The sequence below is a fragment of the Rathayibacter sp. KR2-224 genome, assembly GCF_049446075.1.
Classification (GTDB): Bacteria; Actinomycetota; Actinomycetes; order Actinomycetales; family Microbacteriaceae; genus Humibacter.
Genome location: NZ_JBMSEB010000001.1, coordinates 1,851,955 through 1,867,411, shown reverse-complemented (window position 1 = coordinate 1,867,411; position 15,457 = coordinate 1,851,955). Strand labels below are relative to the sequence as shown.

Below are 15,457 nucleotides of genomic sequence, written 5' to 3'. Positions count from 1 at the left end.
GCGTCAACGCAGGTAGGCGTCGACGAACAGCTGGCCGCGGATCTCGCGGAGTTCGTCGATGATCCGCTCGTACGTCTTCTTCGTCAGACCCGACGCGACGATGTCATGCGGTCCAAGGGCAGGAAGTCGGCCGGTTCGGATGCGCACCACCTCCCAGCCGGTCGAGCGCACTGCGCGGTCCTTGCGCTCGTCGACCCTCTGTCGTTTGCCGACATGCTCGAGCCCGTGCCGTCCGGTGCTGTCGTATTCCACCGCGACCTGCAGTTCGGGCAGCAAGATGTCGGGCCACACCTCGAGGTGGTCGAAGAACGGGCGGCCGATGCGGATGGCGTTCAGCCCCGCCGTGAAGGCGAGTCGCGATTCGAGCCCCGCACGCAGCTCCGCCTCGACCGCGGATGCCGGCTTCGGAGCGCACACACTTAGGAACGCGGTTCCGACGGGCAGCGCCGGCGTCTTGTCGCAGATCCTCCGCGCCGGCCGGGGTGGTCGCGCAGGTCGTGGCCCATCCTCAACCACGCTCAGCCGTGGATTGGGGCGCGAGAGCGCCAGCCGTGTGCATTCGGGACACCACGCCGAACGCCTGCGCCGCTGCCCGGGCCGCTCGCGCTGCTCCGCAGGCGTCGCCACGAAGATGTGGCCAGCCTCGCACTGCCACTGCAGCAGAACCTCTGCCGCGGGCGGGATCTGCGAGAGAGTGAACCCCTGGTTCAGGTCAGGATGATACTGCCTGATCAACGCAGGAAACGAAGCCCACGCCTCCCGATACGTTCCGACCGGATAGGGCACGTCGGTGCCGCGCGAGAACTGGCGCCTCGCCCACCACTGATCCACCGGTTCCGCCACACCGGCATGGTAAGCGTCGCCAGCGACAGGGGCCGGCTGCACCTCCAGGACAGATAGACCTGAGACCGATCGTCGCTTTCGCTCGTCCCGAGTCGTGGCTTCTACTGGGCCCACGGTGGAGCCATGAAGGACGAGTCGTCTTCCATCGTCACCGTCATTCCCACAGGAGTCACCACCCATGCAGAAGCCGGCCTGCCCGATAGATTGCTCGCGCAGAAGAGCGATCCTGCCGGTACTGCGATTGTCTCGCCTGCCCTGAGTAGCGCCGTGTACCCATCGACCTCTGTGGTGATTTCTCCCGCGAGAACGTGGAAGACCTCCTCTGCTGACATGCGGTGCGGTCGCCCTGCCGTGTTGGGAACGAAGTCCGCGCGCCATGCGGCGAGCTGACGCGAGCCCAGCTGTGAGCGCACGTGCGAGTGGAAAACCACGTCGTGCGCGGTGAATGAATCGGCGGATTCCGCGGACGTTCGGATCATGAGATCTCCTATCGGTCAACGATGTTGACTATAGGAGACGATACCGACCTCGGTCAATCATGTTGACTGTTTGGTAGTCTGGGTGACGTGGCGAGCAGTGTTCCAGACAATGCGGCTCCGTTCCTCCTGCTCGCGACCTTTCGTGGAATGGTTGATGAACTACACCGCCGTCTGGCCGCGGTCGGCTTTTCCAACGTCACAGCCGCGCAGGGGCTGGCGATGCAGGCGATGGGTGAAGGATGTACCGGCATAGAGCTCGCTCAGCGCCTCGGCGTGTCCAAACAGGCGGCAGCCAGAACCATCCAGGGCCTTGAAGCAGCCGACTTCGCCAAGCGAATCCGGAACCCGAACGATCGTCGTGAACAAATCGTCACACCATCCGCAAAGGGACTTCGAATGCTCGCCATGTCCGGCGAGATCCTTTCGGACCTCGTTCAAGAGTGGCGCCAACGCGCCGGTGATCACGACGTGAACGTGACCCTTGAAACGCTGGCAAATGCCAACCACGGCTCAAGACCGTGGACACATACGCCAGTCGACTTCTAAGACTCCTCACGCTCAACGTGGACCAGCGGTCCGGCGTTCATCGTCGAGTCGACCGTGGCGAGTCTGGCGGTCGGGCAGGAGCCGCCCGGGGAGTCTGAGCACCATCTCAGTTTGATCGTCGCGCTTGAGGGCGGACTCTAGTCTCAGTCCTAATCCGGCTGGATCGGCCGGCCTCTAACCTCGGAGAAATCACATGACCAACGCTGCCGACGCCACCACTGTCGCCCCCAAGCATCCGGTGCCGCACTTGCGCCCAAGGATCCTGCTGAAGAAGTCCGATCTCGGGTCACTCCATCCGACTGTGCGGGCCGAGGCGGAACGTCGCGCCGCAAGCATCCAGCTGCGCGTCGCCGACGCGATCACGGCCTTCGCCGGCTCGATGTGGTTCGTCTATCTGCACATTCTGTTGTTCGCGGTATGGATGCTCGTGCTCGAGAAGTCGCCGTGGCCCACGTTGACCCTCATCGTCTCGCTGGAGGCGATCTTCCTATCAACGTTCGTGATGATCGGACAAAACCGTCAGGCGGCCTTCCAACAGGCAAAGGCCGACCGCGATTATCAGGAGCAGGGATCGCTGCTCAAGGAGAACACCGAGCTCACTCGGCTGATCCACACCCTCACCGAAGAGATCCACGCACGGGTACTCGCCGATGTTCTGGCGCAGCAGGCAACAGCCGTAGGTGACACGCCCGTGGTGTGAGGGCGGCGGTTTCCGTCAGCGCTAGGGACGTAATCGGATCGGTTCACGTGCGGTTTTGGCACCCGGATGTCAGCGCGCGGCGAGGAACTCGACGATTGCGTTGGCCAGTTCGGGCGATACCAGAGCGCTGCCGTGATCGCCCGGAACGGAGACGTACCGCCCGTTCTGCAAGAGCGACGCCAGCTGATCGGCTTCGGAGCGTTCGTCCCGATCACCGATCGCGACACGCGTCGGGACAGCAATCTGTGCCAGGGCGGCCTCAGGGGTCGAGACCAGTGAATTCAACAGGTACAGCAGCGTCCGGGGCTCCGTGCCGCCGCGCGAGAGCGCCTCGGCTATCCGCGCATCCGTCGACCCGGGCTCGATCGCGACTCCCCTGGCAAGGGCGGTGAGGACTCGGTGATTCGTCCCACTCTGTTGCGGGCCGGTCACCTTCGCCAATCCCTGTCCAGCCACGATGGCGTGCCCGGGCTGCGCGCCCCGTGCGAGCATCCTGACGACGATGCGTGCACCGAGTGAATATCCGGCGAGGTCATAGTCTCGATCGCCGAGTCCGAGATGTTCGATGAGGGCGAAGCCATCGTCGGCAAGCACGTCTGACGGATACCCGGAAGGACCATCCGGTTTGCCGCTGCTTCCGCAGCCACGCGAGTCCGGAACAACGACGCGGTACCCATGCTCGGCAAGGGTGAGAACCGGGTCGTACTCAAGCAGACGCGAGCCTGCCCCGCCGAAGCCGGGCAGGAAAACGAGCGTTCGGCCGGCGCCGATCTCGGTCCACGCCAATTCCACGCCGTCGCGGCCGGCGAACCTATACGTACCCATGGTGTGGGCGAGCCTAGCCCGCTTGAGTGCGGCCAAGAGCGGCAGGGCGTAGCGGGATATTCGAGCCCGATCCTTACGGGTTCCGGGTCAGTCCTGGTCCAGGTCGCTGAGTCGTTGGTCGACGCGTTCCTGGAGCTGCCGCGTGTGGAATGGCTTGAGGATGAAGACGTCGGCTCCGGCTTGCAGGCTCTCGTCCTCGTCGTTCTGGGCCGTCATCGCGGACAGCACCACAATCAGCGCATCACTGATGTCGCGAATCCGTGTGATGGTCTCGAGCCCGCTGATGCCGGGCATCTTAAGGTCGACGGTGATGACTACCGGATCGGTGGCGCGCACCGCCGCGAGGCCGTCGAGCCCGTTTGGTGCTGTCACCACGGAGAGACCGGCGCGTTCGAGCACCGTGGAGATCATGTCGCGGAGATCGTCGTCGTCTTCAATGACGACCGCCCGCCGGCCGGCAGCTGGGCTCACCGGATACGGGTGAACTGGTCGACTCGGGTGATTCCTACCCCGGGATTGGCCCCACCTGCGGCCCAAGGTCGTCTGCCCATGCGATTGTCTTCCCCTCGAGGTACGCGTCGATCCTATCTAGACGCTCGTATGAGGCACTGCCTTATCACCGGCGCGGGGAGCAACTAACGTCTCACTGATAACCCGCCAGTGGGGTCGGGAGTCTTGATGGTGGGTTCGACGGCATCAATCCGCTGACCTTTCGATTTTCAGTCGGCTCCAGTGGCCCTACCGGGTCGCGCAATTGGGCCAACTTCCGCGGAATTACGCGGATTTTGAATGTCGTGCTATCACTGCGATCGCGTTCGTTTTCGCTGGAGTGTGGGCAAAATGTGGGCAAACGCGACACGGCGTGACCGCCGGGCGGCGTGCGTCAGTCCTTGAGGCGCCCGGTCCAATAGCCCGGTCGGCGCTTCTCATGGGCGTAGGCGATGATGACTATCTCTTCACCGAGATCGACGTAGATCACGTCGAAGGGGAACCCGGCGACGCTGCGCGAGTAGATCTGCGGTGAGTATTTCCGACCTCTATAGAAGCCCCACTTGATGGCGGGATCGAGGATGCTCTCTACTGCAGCATCGGCGGCATCCATGAAAGCGTCGCCCAGGCCTTCGTTGCGATCGTCATACAAAGCGCGGCTGCCCGGTACTCGTCGAACGCTTCGGCGTGTTCGCGCCAGCCGCGCGTCACTTGCGACGTGCTGCGATCTCAGCGCGGATCTGCGCGTGTGCCGTGCGTCCGTCGACCAGCCTCGCCGTTCCACTCACGACTTCGCTCACCCGTCGGTCGATGACCTCGTCCCATGCCTGGTCCATCTCACCTTGTTCGGCGTCGTCGAAATCTACGCTGAGCAGAAGCTGGCGAGCAGCTTCGAGGCGCTCGGTGGTGTCGAGCGACTTCCCCGCCTCGATGTACTCGGCAAGCTTCGCAGTCATGCCACGAGTGTAAGGCGAGACGCCCGCCGTTTGCACGGTCGCACCTTGTCGTGCCCGTGCTGGCGCGACAAACGCTTCAATTGAGGATCCGCTCGCGGGCGTCATTGTGATGCGCGGCGAGCCACCAAGTACAGCGGAAAGAAGATCACGAACAGAACAACGCAGAACGCGACCCAGACTCGCGGTGCGTCAATCGTGAAGCCCCCGAGCTGCACAGCAACCGGCTCATTCTGGCGAGTATGCGAACGCGCGTCGAGGTAGACCCAGACGTCCAGAATGATGAGCACCATGACCGCGATAACGGTCACGGTCAGCCCACTAGTCACACCTGCAGTCACCGTCACCCTCCGGCGCCAAGTCTAAGGTTTGCGATATCCACATGGCGTGAGCATCAGGGGCCGGATCGTGGACCGAATGCCGGTCCCTCATGGGATCAGGAGAAGGCTGAGTCGGGGAAGCCGATCCCGCTGCATGCGCATTCGAGATTGCCGTCCGTGCCGCCCAAGGAATTATCTCAGCTCCCATCTCTCGGATCACGAGAATCCGTGCCATGGCGAATGCTGGCAGCCCTCAGGGTCAAGAAGGATCCAAGCATGACGACCGGAACTGAGATCGCTGCGAGCAGGAACGAGTTGGGGCGCGAACCTTCGAGTGCGTAGGCCAACGATCCGACGACGAAGATCACGGGTCCGACGACGAAACAGACTATTCCAGCAGCACGCACTGACACTCCATCCTCACAAGACGGTCCGGCAACTGTTTGGTGCGCACACCCCGACCACCACTCGGAATAGCCGACATCGGCGCGGCGCGCAAGCGGACCCATATCCGGGCACTACTGGCGAGAGGCGGGTCGCCTGCGAGCGTTAAGGCGTACGCGACTGGACTCCACAATCGGGCAATGCGCGAACGACCTCGGCCGCGTGCCGGCACGACGGGATCGCCCGGCCCCGTCGAGTAGTGAGGGAATCCTGCGGCCGGTGTCGAACCGGTGGCACAACGACGTTGAGGAACTCGCCTGGCTCGCAAACCTCCCGGATGACTTCGCCCGCGTGGTTTACTTCACGGGATGCCGGTTGAGTTCCCGCCAAAGTGCCCGCCAGTCGAAGCCGCCCCAAAGCCGGGGACGTATTATCGGCTTGCTCAGCGCACCCTTAGGTCGGGCGACGAGACGACCGCGGCGTCGTGGATGCGTCCTTACGAGACGCGTGGCGGCCCGCTTTACAGAAGGCTCGAACTGCCCGAGGCACACGGCCTGTCGATGTTCGCGAACCTCGACGACGTGCACGCCGCCGCTGAGTTCTCCTCCTGGGTGCGCTCGAAGTCGGTGGCCGAGATTACGATCGGCGAATCCGACGGCGACCTGCTTCACACTCCGGTCGAGATCGGCAAGAGCCACCACGACTGGTGGACGAACCCCTACGACCTCGCGCCGGTAGGCGTCGTCATCCTCGAAGCGCGGGAGGAGGCGGCCTGATGGACTTCGAGTCGCTTGATCTCGTCGGCACCCCCTTCGAGCATGTCGAAACGTACGTCTACTACGACGGCCGCCGTACGTTCGCCATGCGTTCCATCGATTGGCCCGACCTGTACTACGTCGTGAACACGGTGAACGAGGACGAAGAGACGGGCGACCTCGTGACGCTCGGCGTCGCTCTCAACGGCGCTCGCTTCAGGGCGATGCGCTCGGGAATCGTGCCATTCCGCGAGGTTTTCGCGGGCGCACCGCGTGGTTCGCTGTTCCGTATCGACTGGACGTGGAACGACGACGACGAGGCCGTGCCGACGATCACGCCGACGAGCGGCGCTGACCTCCCGCCGAGTTGGTTGCCAACCGAGAGCGCGCGCCTGTCGCTGCCGACGGCTACCGTTGAGGCGTACGAGCCGTCGAAGCTCGTCGCGCTGTCTCATGCACAGTCGCGGACGCTGTTCGCTGTGGAGATCGAGCACGAGGGAAAGCACAGCACCGAGTTCCCGGCGCGGAACGCCGGTGAACTCCAGGTGGCGATCGACGGCGCGATCGTTTCTCTTGCCCGTGAGTATGTCGGCAAGAGTCAGTCGCCCGTCGCGCGCGAGCTGAGCGTGTCCGTTGTCGAGTTGCAGGCGGCGTCGTTCGTCATAGTGATGGCTATCGACTCGGTGGGCATGGTCGAGGCGACCGAACTCACGTCCGACGTGTTCTCCCGGCTCTCGTCGTTCGTCGAGGCGGTCGCGACCGGCGAGGGGCCCACAGTTCTCTCCGAGCTGAAGCGCCACTCGTCGAAGACGCGCAATCGTCTCCTCGACATGCTTCGCCCGCTCGCTGCGGTCGGTAGCGGCATCACGCTCTCAACGTCGATCGCTCACACGCACGAGGTTCAGGCAGTCTCGGCGCCGCCCGTCTTCGTGCGTGCGGCGGTCGACCTGATCGAGATGATGCCGCCGGAGACGAGGTACGCCGATGTGCGTCGCGGTGTGCTGACAGGCCTCGTGCTACGAACGCAGCACTTTGAGATCGTCGACGCCGCCACGGGCGACCGGTACAACGGTGCAATGACCGACGAGGCGACGGCCGAGGCGAACGGCTTCACGGTGGGAAGCGAGAGCTTCGTCACGGCACGGATCCGGATCGACACGCCGCTAACCAACGACGACGAGGAGACAGTGGGCGTGAAGCACGTCCTCGAGGCGATCTCCCCGTTCGAGGAGAGCGTGAGCCGCGCCGACGATGCCGACAAGGGCGGCACGGCCGCACCGCAGTAAGCGCACCCGATAATGCCCCTGCTAAAGAGGATGGCCGTGGTACGTACGACGATCCACGTGAGGACGCGGAATCTCTCAGTCGCTGGCACGAGGCCAGCATCAAAGCATGGATCGACGATGCCCTCAGGCTATGGCGATGACAGGCTGGCCAGTGATCGCGGGCGGAGTCCTGAGATCGTCGCGTAACGCGCTGAACACTCGAAAGTCGTTGCCGGTGCGCCACTTATCACTGTCGCCGTGGTCATCCGCGTGCGGAATCAGGAACGATTGAGGCACCCCCGCCGTATCGTGTCGGGCCGTGGTCCCATCGAAGTCATGTCTTCTGCTTGAAGCGATTCAAGATGAGACCTCGGGACGACGACCAACGACACCGAAGCAACGGCCACCTGGCCGCTGGCCTTTCGAACATCGACGGCCACGAACTGAGTCTTGGTCAGCGCCCGCAGATAGAGAGTGTCTGAGTTGAGCGCATTCCACGGCACGGAGGCGCCCGACTCGCCCGCCGCCTCGTCGGGCACAGGGCCGTAACTGACCTCCAGATACAACGGCTCGCCGAGCTCGTCGCCGACCCATAGTTCCAGCTGAGTCGCGAGCTGGCGCAACCAGTCGGGGTCGTCCCGGTATTGCGGTCTAATCTCGTCCCACTTCTCCGCAAGCCAGTCGGCACGAGCACGCTGCCGTCCCTGGAGAGTCCTAGCATCTCCCGCGTTTTCGGTCACTGTTGAACCCGTCCTCAGATCGGGGCGACAGTGCCGGTGACTGTGCGCTCGGCCGGTGTCGGCTCGTTGACGTAGCGGCGCGGAGGGAACCACGACACCTCGAGCAACCTGCCTTCCGCCTTTGGCGGCCCCAGCGTGAACTTCGAAGTGCCGCCTTTGATCTCCTGGTGCCGGAGCGCTTCATCCGTCAGTACGTGGGCAAGCGAGCGCACAACCGGATCGGGGAGATTGCGCCCTCTAAGGATCTCGAGAGGGTCCTCCATGTTTGCGATGCCCCAGAACGAGTTCTGGACGGGCTCGCCGAACAGGGCGCCGCGCAGGGCCGTCTCGAAGACATCGTCCGCGCTCATGCCGTTGATAGACATCGGAGACGGGTGCTGCTGCTGACGGGTCCTCCTCATGGTGATCTCGAGAGTCTGACTGCCAGCAGACGTCGCTTCGCTCGACACGTCTGTCACCTGCACCACAGCGGAATCGTGAGCACCGGCGTATGCGAGATCACCGCGTGCGTCCGGAAAGCCCTTGACGAGTTCTGCGACTCTACTACTGCGGATGGTGGCTCGTACGACGACCATCTCGCCCGAGGTCCGGGTAGAACTCGCTCGGAATGCCGTATCTCCCAGAACCACCCACGGCGTGAGAGATTCTGCCGCCATAACCCTCAACCGCTCCTCGACGCGCCGACCAAGCTGGGCAGCATCTGCGTATGAAGCTGTCGTGTATCGCGCCCGGATCCCGCCGACGAAGTCCTGCTGCGGACCATCGGCCCCGCCGAACGGGTCCCGGACGAAAAGCGCCATTCGCATGTTCGCGATGTCGGCGTTCCGATACTCGTCGTGAGTTGCAGAGTAGCCGTTGCCCAGCGGCTGACCGTAGCGGGGGCCGTAGATGCCAAGGTAGATGGTTGATCCAACGAGACCGTCGAGGTACGCGCGGTCCGGGGGCACCTCCTGCCCGCCGAGGTCATGCTCGAACATCACGGGACGCGCACCGAAGGATGTGATCACCGCACGAACCGCCGCACGCTCATCCCGCATGTCGCCAATGAGACTCGACACGAAGACCGATTGCTGAGACGCCCAGTGACGAATATCCGCTTCATCGGGCGGAACGTGACTCGATGCGAGGTCCACGGTGAGGTCAGTCCTGAGAGCCATATCTGTACTTCACCACAAGTTGCCGACCCACGGCCGATCTCCGGATAGACAGCACCCGCACGGCCCTTCCCGAACCTTGAGTCAATCGCCCCGGCCACACACGCAGTGATCGCGCGTGTGACTCACCATGCGGACGCAACCCGGGGAAGAAAAACAGGATCGCGGCATCAAGGAAGAGTCCGTGGTTGCCGAGTGGCGCCGGGCGTCGCAGCCGGTCACCCTCGAAGTCGGACTCGTCAGTGCGAAAGGTCAATCGCCGAACGCTAGCACCTTCAAGGCCGCGACTCCGCCGCTGCTCAGGATTCGATGCCTGCACGCAAGCCGGTCGGTCCTCCACCGCACCTGACCGCTGTCGTCGCTTTGTGGCGTGCCGCGCGTTGTGCGGGGATGCCCGTTTAGCCCGCCCGTTGACGATGCCCGCACGGTGTGTCAAATGCAGTGCCTTCTCTCGGCTCGAGATGTTGCTCGGGGCTCGGTCGGTGAAGTGCTTCTCGAAGGAGGGACGAGGGACCGAAACGGGAGAGGCAGACAAAGTGAGACGAGTTCGAGGGAGGGAGACCTATGGCTACGAGTGATGGCAGGGATTATCGAAAACTGGAGGGTCGAAAATTGGCAATGCACGCAGGCACTTTCTGTGATGTGCGCGCCAAAATCGGCGGTTTCGACGAAGAACAAGTGTGAGGGGTGGAATCGTGTCGACGACGCTTGAATTGTGGGCCAATGCGACGGCCGAAAAGTAGGCCACCGGTTCATTGTTTGCTTAGTCTGCCGCGTCTTGGGTTTTGATGCTGGGGAGGCTGTCGATGCCGCGTCCGCGGAGGCGGTAGCTGGCGCCTTTGAGGGTGAGGACGTCGGCGTGGTGCACGATGCGGTCGATCATCGCGGCGGCTACGGCTTGGTCGCCGAACACGCCGCCCCAGCCGGAGAACGGCAGGTTCGAGGTGAGGATCAGCGAGGCGTGCTCGTAGCGGGATGAGACGAGCTGGAAGAACAGGTTCGCGGCGTCCTGCTCGAAGGGCAGGTAGCCGACTTCGTCCACGATGATCAGCCCGTAGCGCTTCAGCCGGGCGAGTTCTTGCGGGAGCCGGCCCTGTCGATGCGCATCGGTCAGGCGTGTGACCCAGTCGGTCGCGGTGGCGAACAGGACCCGGTGCCCGTGCCGGGCGGCGATGATCCCGAGGGCGGTGGCCAGATGGGTCTTCCCGGTGCCGGGCGGTCCGAGGAGCACGACGTTGCGCGCTTCGGTGAGGAACCCGCCGGAGGCGAGAGCCGCGACTTGCTGCCGACTGGCCGGTTGGGCGTCCCAGTCGAAGTCCTCGAGGGTCTTGCGGGCGGGGAATCCGGCGCCGCGGATGCGCAGCTCGGCGCCGGAGGCGTTGCGGGCGCTCACTTCCCGCTCGAGAACGGCGGCCAGGTAGTCCTCAAACGACCAGCCGGCATCACGGGCCTGCTCGGCCAGACGACCTGCGGCCTCGGTGATCCTGGGCGCTTTCAGCGCCGCGGAGAGGTAGGTGATCTGCTTGACCGCTTCGGTCGGCTTGCCGCTCATCAGGCCACCTCTCCGGTGAGCCCGAAGGCCCGGTCGTAGTCGGCCAGGTCGCGGGCGAGGCCATCGTCGGCCGCCGGCTTCGGCTGTTGGAACTGCTGCCTCAGACCCTTTGCTGCGGCCACGTGGGCCGGGTCTGTGATCGTGGCCCCGCGCGCCCAGGCCCTTGCGTGGTCGGCGATGATCCGCCCATCCAAGCGCACTCGCACCCGGTCGAGATCGGCAGCCACATCGACCATCCGCCCGATCGCGTGCGGATCAACGGAGTAGTCACTCGCGTCCAGGCGCACGTAGTAGTCGCGTCCCAGCCGCACTCGTTGCCTCCAGCCGAGCTGCAGCGGGATCGGCGGCAGCGGCAGCATCCGGGAGCGGTCATGCTCGATCAGATCCGCCGGGCGCGCCCTGATGGTGCGCACCATGCGGGTGTTCGCCCGCTGGAGCCATTCGGCCAGCTGGGTGTTGAAGTCCTGCGGCGAGGAGAAGGAGCGGCCGGGCATGAACGAGGTCTCGAAGAACCCGTTGTGCCGCTCCACGATCCCTTTGGACTCCGGATCGTACGGTTTCAGCTGCACGATCTTCGTCGCGAGCGTTCCGGCGAACGAGGAGACGCCCTCTGCCAGACGGCCCCGCTGCCCGATGCCGGACTCGTTGTCCCAGATCAGCCGGCGCGGCACCGCCCCGAGCTGGCGGATCAACTCCCACGAGCCCAGCAGCAGGTCCTCGGTCTTCCGCGTCGGGATCATCCGGGCGGTGAGGAACCGGGAGTGGGCGGCCACGATCACCAGCACCGGCAGCAGCGCACTCGTGCCGTCCTCGAGCGGGATGCGCCCCGGCGGGAACCACAGATCGCACTGCGCCGCATCGCCCGGCGCCCACGAAAGCCGATCCGCCGGATCGACCAGGCGATGCTCAGGGCGCAGCCGTTGCACGTTTTGACGAAACCAGCTGATCGACCCCGTCCACTCGACCCGCTCGGCGATCACCGTGGCCGGCATATCCGGGTGCTCCTCAAGCAGCGCCCGCACCCGCGACTCGAACGGCGTGAACGACGTCGGCCCCGTTTTCCGCTCGTACTTCGGCGGCCGCTCAGACGCCACCGCGGCCGCGACCGTTTTGCGTGCGACGCCCAGCTCCCTCGCGACCTGGCGCTGCGGAATCCCTTCCGCGACCAGCCGCCTGATCAACGCCCAATCCTCCAAGGAGATCACCCATCCAATCTGTCTGGGTGGCCTACTTTTCAACCGTCGCTATGGCCTACTTTTCGAGCGTCGTCGACAGGAATCGCGCGATGGAAGCGAGGCAAAGCTTCGCAAGGAGTGAAGCAAGCGGTCGCGTACGCCTTCGGCGGGGTCTGTGATGCCACCCTGACGGCGAAAGATGCTGCTGGGGTGATCGCTGCCGCGGATTACGCGGATGCGGTGATGACCCGGTACATCTGCGAAGACGGTGTCATCCGTGACGACCTCCTCAGCCGGAATCAGTTGCGGGCGTGGGTGGACGGGTTCGACCCGCTCACCGGGGAGCGGCGTGGCCGTGATCTGGAGTCGCCGGTGGCGGATCTGGTTCTTGATGCGACGGTGAACGCACCTAAGTCGTTCTCGATCGCCGCGCTCCTGGATCCTGAGTTGAATGCGGCGTATGAGGATCTGCAGGACCGGTTGCGGGACCGGATCATCCACCTCTGGCAGACCGAACTCAACGCCCGCCGTGGTGCCGGCGGTCTCATCCGGGAAGACCTGGCCCGGGTTGAAGTGGTCGAGCTGAAGCACGAACGGTCCCGGTCATTGGACCCGCACAAGCATCGCCACCTCTGGCTGAACGTCAAAGTCCAAGGTCAGGACGGCAAGTGGTCGAACTTGGACACCCGGGTGGCGTTGCGGTTCCAGAACGTGGTGAACGCCGAAGGCGACCTCGCCGCCCGCACCGACCCGGACTGGATCCACGCACTTGCGGCCAAGGGTTTCACGCTCAACGCGGATGGCGAGATTGAGCAGCTGCAGCATTTGGTGCGGCCGTTGTCGAAGCGATCAGCGCAGATCCAGACCAACCGGTCGGCCCGGTTGGAGTGGTGGCGAGGCCAGCATCCAGGTGAGGAACCGTCCCGAAACGTGCTGAACCAGATCGACAGGTGGGCGTGGGCCGCCGGCCGGCCCGACAAGCCGAAGAGTCTAGACGGAGACACCTGGGCGGCCGTTATCCGGGACGAGATCCGCACCGCCGACCCGACGGTGACCGCACGGCCAGTGGCAGCGGCAACCGGAGCCACGCTTACGGACGTTGACCTGGACTTGGTGGCCGCCAGGGCCGTGGTGGATGCGGATGGCCGCTCCGCCGGAACTGGTGGCCGCTTCTCGGTGTTCGATGTCCGCGCCGGAATCCTCCGTGCCTTGTCCGCCACGGGCCTGCTCACCGAACGCGACAACCTAACATCGCTGGTCGACGAACTGGTGGTCAAGGCTGTGGCGGCGCACACGGTACATCTCCTCGACAGGGACGTCGTGCCTGATCACGTGAAGCACCTCGTGGCCACTGAAACGGTCGTGGCAAAGTATTCGCTGGCCAACAAACTTGAACTCCTCCCCGAGGGCTGTGTTCGCGTGCCGGATGCGGTGATCGTGCAGATCGCGGCGGCGATTGAACCGGACCGCACATTGGACAACGGGCAGGTGAATGGCGCGGGTGTGATTGCTGGCACCGCCAAGCTTGTGACGGTCATCGGTGCGGCCGGCACGGGCAAGACGACGATGCTGAAGGTGGCCGCCGCAGCGCTGAAGGTACAGCACCATCGGATGATCGTCGTCGCGCCGACGAAGAAGGCAGCCAACGTAGCCGGCCGGGAGATCGGCAGTGATTCGTCCTCCCTCCATCAGCTTCTTCACGCATTCGGATGGCGATGGCATGAAGACGCAAGGGGACGCACCGTCTGGTCACGCCTCACCGTCGGCGAGATCGACCCCACCACGCAGCACCCGTTCGAAGGAGTTAACGGTCAGCCGCTGCGCCCGGGTGACCGGATCGTGGTCGACGAAGCCGGCATGCTCGACCTCGATGCCGCAAACGCTCTCCTACAACTCGCCCTCGAAACCGGAGCTGGGATCGCGGCCGTCGGTGATCCCAACCAGTCGCTCCCAGTCGGTCACTCCGGTGCTATGGAGCTCATCTGGCGTAGCAGCGCGGAGAAGGTCGAGTTAGTGGATGTTCATCGGTTCAAGGATCCGGAGTGGGGACGCTTCACGCTCGAGCTGAGGCGCGCTGAGACGGCCGATGACCGGCGCATCCTGGCGAGACGACTCGTTGAGACCGGGCACGTCGAGCTCGCCAACGACACAAGCGGAGTCGAATCGGCGATGACGGATGCGTGGTTCGAAGCGACGAACCGGCGAGAAACGATCTCCCTCGTCACCGCAACCCACACTGAGGCCCAGGCCGTGAGCGAGTCGATCCAAGCCCGACGCATCCAAACCGGCGCACTCTCCACCCGCCGCGTTGCTCTCGGGCAGGGCGGCCAGAGACTGCTGGAAGGCGACATCGTTCAGACCCGTCGCAACAACGGTCGCTCAGGAGTCGAGAACCGGCAGAACTGGATCCTTCACCAGATCACGGACGATGATCTCGTGCTGACTAGCGTGAGCGACTCAACACAGTTCCGGAAAGTCAGCCACGAATACGCCGCCTGCCACATGCACCTGGGATATGCCAGCACCGCGTACGGGGCGCAAGGCGAGACCACCGACCGGTCGATCGTCGGCCCGGGCGTCGATGCCGCCGGCCTCTACGTCGGACTCACCCGCGGACGACTCAGCAACAACATCATCCTCACCGTACCCACCCCGCGAGGAGCCGCAGTCGAGCTGAGAGAGATGATGCAACGCGGCACTATTGAGCCCACCATCCGGTCTTCGCGGGATGCCGCACGCGAAGAACTGAACCGGGCCGCCGTCCCGAGCCCCACCGAGAAACCGGAGACGGTCAGAACCGCCGCACGGGGGCCGGGCCTTTACGGCAGACGATAAGAACGGCAGATCGGAACCGCCACCCGATTGGCGGCGGCAATATCGCCAGCCCGTGCCATGTACGTGATCAAGGCAATACCGTAAGCGTCGGCGAGCTCCGCAGCGTCACCAAAGCAGCCCCCGGAATGGAACACCACGGCTCGACGTCCGTCGGACGTGGCGAGCACGACCGCTCGCTGTACAAGCGGAACTTCGATGTTCCCGGTCCGGTTCTCGACCAGCGCGACATATCGGGAGCTGTAGAGCTCGCAGATCGCTCCCGTTGCACCCTGAGCGACGACAGTGTCCTCCTCGCCGAGATAGACCATCCACTCGCGGCAGAACTCAACCGCCGCCCAGTGAGATGAGCCAACAGGACGTGGCCTCGGGCGCTGTGCAAGATCAGACACACCTCGAGAATCCTCCCGAGCCTAGACACCGCGCTACATCTCCTCGCGATTTG

Annotated in this window: 17 protein-coding genes; 5 read left to right on the top strand and 12 right to left on the bottom strand. The window is 64.3% G+C overall.

What is annotated here, in order from left to right; translation table 11 throughout:
• Positions 1 to 3: 3 nt before the first annotated feature.
• Positions 4 to 843: a zinc-ribbon domain-containing protein gene (locus ACO2Q7_RS08460; RefSeq protein WP_423355162.1), complete on the bottom strand. Its 840-nt coding sequence runs from the start codon at positions 841 to 843 to the stop codon at positions 4 to 6.
• Between the two features lie 101 nt (positions 844 to 944).
• On the bottom strand, positions 945 to 1,322 hold the full coding sequence (locus ACO2Q7_RS08455) for a cupin domain-containing protein (RefSeq protein WP_423355161.1): 378 nt from the start codon (positions 1,320 to 1,322) through the stop codon (positions 945 to 947).
• A gap of 87 nt (positions 1,323 to 1,409) precedes the next feature.
• On the opposite strand from ACO2Q7_RS08455, the gene ACO2Q7_RS08450 reads away from it, so the two are divergent.
• Positions 1,410 to 1,868, top strand: a complete 459-nt coding sequence (locus ACO2Q7_RS08450) for a MarR family winged helix-turn-helix transcriptional regulator (protein WP_423355160.1) — start codon at positions 1,410 to 1,412, stop codon at positions 1,866 to 1,868.
• A 193-nt stretch (positions 1,869 to 2,061) separates the two neighbouring features.
• Entirely contained in the window at positions 2,062 to 2,568 is a 507-nt protein-coding gene (locus ACO2Q7_RS08445; protein ID WP_423355159.1) for a DUF1003 domain-containing protein, read from the top strand.
• Between the two features lie 69 nt (positions 2,569 to 2,637).
• On the opposite strand, the gene ACO2Q7_RS08440 is transcribed toward ACO2Q7_RS08445, so the two are convergent.
• The 5 genes from ACO2Q7_RS08440 to ACO2Q7_RS08420 all read right to left on the bottom strand — a co-directional run bounded on the left by ACO2Q7_RS08440 (position 2,638) and on the right by ACO2Q7_RS08420 (position 5,182).
• Entirely contained in the window at positions 2,638 to 3,393 is a 756-nt protein-coding gene (locus ACO2Q7_RS08440) for an alpha/beta fold hydrolase (RefSeq protein ID WP_423355158.1), read from the bottom strand.
• An 87-nt stretch (positions 3,394 to 3,480) separates the two neighbouring features.
• The gene (locus ACO2Q7_RS08435) at positions 3,481 to 3,864 is read right to left on the bottom strand and encodes a response regulator transcription factor (protein WP_423355157.1); all 384 of its coding nucleotides are present in this window, start codon (positions 3,862 to 3,864) and stop codon (positions 3,481 to 3,483) included.
• A 412-nt stretch (positions 3,865 to 4,276) separates the two neighbouring features.
• Positions 4,277 to 4,495 (bottom strand): hypothetical protein, encoded by a 219-nt coding sequence (locus ACO2Q7_RS08430; protein WP_423355156.1) that lies wholly within the window; start codon positions 4,493 to 4,495, stop codon positions 4,277 to 4,279.
• A gap of 94 nt (positions 4,496 to 4,589) precedes the next feature.
• Complete coding sequence (locus ACO2Q7_RS08425; RefSeq protein WP_423355155.1) at positions 4,590 to 4,838, bottom strand: addiction module protein; 249 nt, start codon at positions 4,836 to 4,838, stop codon at positions 4,590 to 4,592.
• Between the two features lie 101 nt (positions 4,839 to 4,939).
• Positions 4,940 to 5,182 (bottom strand): hypothetical protein, encoded by a 243-nt coding sequence (locus tag ACO2Q7_RS08420; protein WP_423355154.1) that lies wholly within the window; start codon positions 5,180 to 5,182, stop codon positions 4,940 to 4,942.
• Between the two features lie 845 nt (positions 5,183 to 6,027).
• On the opposite strand from ACO2Q7_RS08420, the gene ACO2Q7_RS08415 reads away from it, so the two are divergent.
• Positions 6,028 to 6,315 (top strand): hypothetical protein, encoded by a 288-nt coding sequence (locus tag ACO2Q7_RS08415; RefSeq protein WP_423355153.1) that lies wholly within the window; start codon positions 6,028 to 6,030, stop codon positions 6,313 to 6,315.
• On the top strand, positions 6,315 to 7,580 hold the full coding sequence (locus ACO2Q7_RS08410; protein ID WP_423355152.1) for a hypothetical protein: 1,266 nt from the start codon (positions 6,315 to 6,317) through the stop codon (positions 7,578 to 7,580). Before ACO2Q7_RS08415 ends, ACO2Q7_RS08410 begins: the two co-directional genes overlap by 1 nt.
• 257 nt (positions 7,581 to 7,837) lie before the next feature.
• Here ACO2Q7_RS08410 and ACO2Q7_RS08405 read toward each other — a convergent pair whose 3' ends face one another.
• The 4 genes from ACO2Q7_RS08405 to istA form a co-directional block, all read right to left on the bottom strand.
• Positions 7,838 to 8,299 carry a hypothetical protein gene (locus ACO2Q7_RS08405; protein ID WP_423355151.1) on the bottom strand — a complete coding sequence of 154 codons (462 nt, stop codon included), beginning with the start codon at positions 8,297 to 8,299 and terminating at the stop codon, positions 7,838 to 7,840.
• A gap of 14 nt (positions 8,300 to 8,313) precedes the next feature.
• Complete coding sequence (locus ACO2Q7_RS08400; protein ID WP_423355150.1) at positions 8,314 to 9,456, bottom strand: DUF4062 domain-containing protein; 1,143 nt, start codon at positions 9,454 to 9,456, stop codon at positions 8,314 to 8,316.
• Between the two features lie 760 nt (positions 9,457 to 10,216).
• Complete coding sequence (gene istB / locus ACO2Q7_RS08395; protein WP_423355149.1) at positions 10,217 to 11,005, bottom strand: IS21-like element helper ATPase IstB; 789 nt, start codon at positions 11,003 to 11,005, stop codon at positions 10,217 to 10,219.
• Positions 11,005 to 12,210: an IS21 family transposase gene (gene istA / locus ACO2Q7_RS08390; protein WP_423355148.1), complete on the bottom strand. Its 1,206-nt coding sequence runs from the start codon at positions 12,208 to 12,210 to the stop codon at positions 11,005 to 11,007. Before istA ends, istB begins: the two co-directional genes overlap by 1 nt.
• Before the next feature lie 108 nt (positions 12,211 to 12,318).
• On the opposite strand from istA, the gene ACO2Q7_RS08385 reads away from it, so the two are divergent.
• On the top strand, positions 12,319 to 15,015 hold the full coding sequence (locus ACO2Q7_RS08385; protein WP_423355147.1) for an AAA family ATPase: 2,697 nt from the start codon (positions 12,319 to 12,321) through the stop codon (positions 15,013 to 15,015).
• Here the strand turns inward: ACO2Q7_RS08385 and ACO2Q7_RS08380 are convergent.
• Positions 15,000 to 15,404, bottom strand: coding sequence for a hypothetical protein (locus ACO2Q7_RS08380; RefSeq protein WP_423355146.1), 405 nt, complete (start codon positions 15,402 to 15,404; stop codon positions 15,000 to 15,002). The genes ACO2Q7_RS08385 and ACO2Q7_RS08380 overlap by 16 nt on opposite strands.
• Between the last annotated feature and the right edge of the window lie 53 nt (positions 15,405 to 15,457).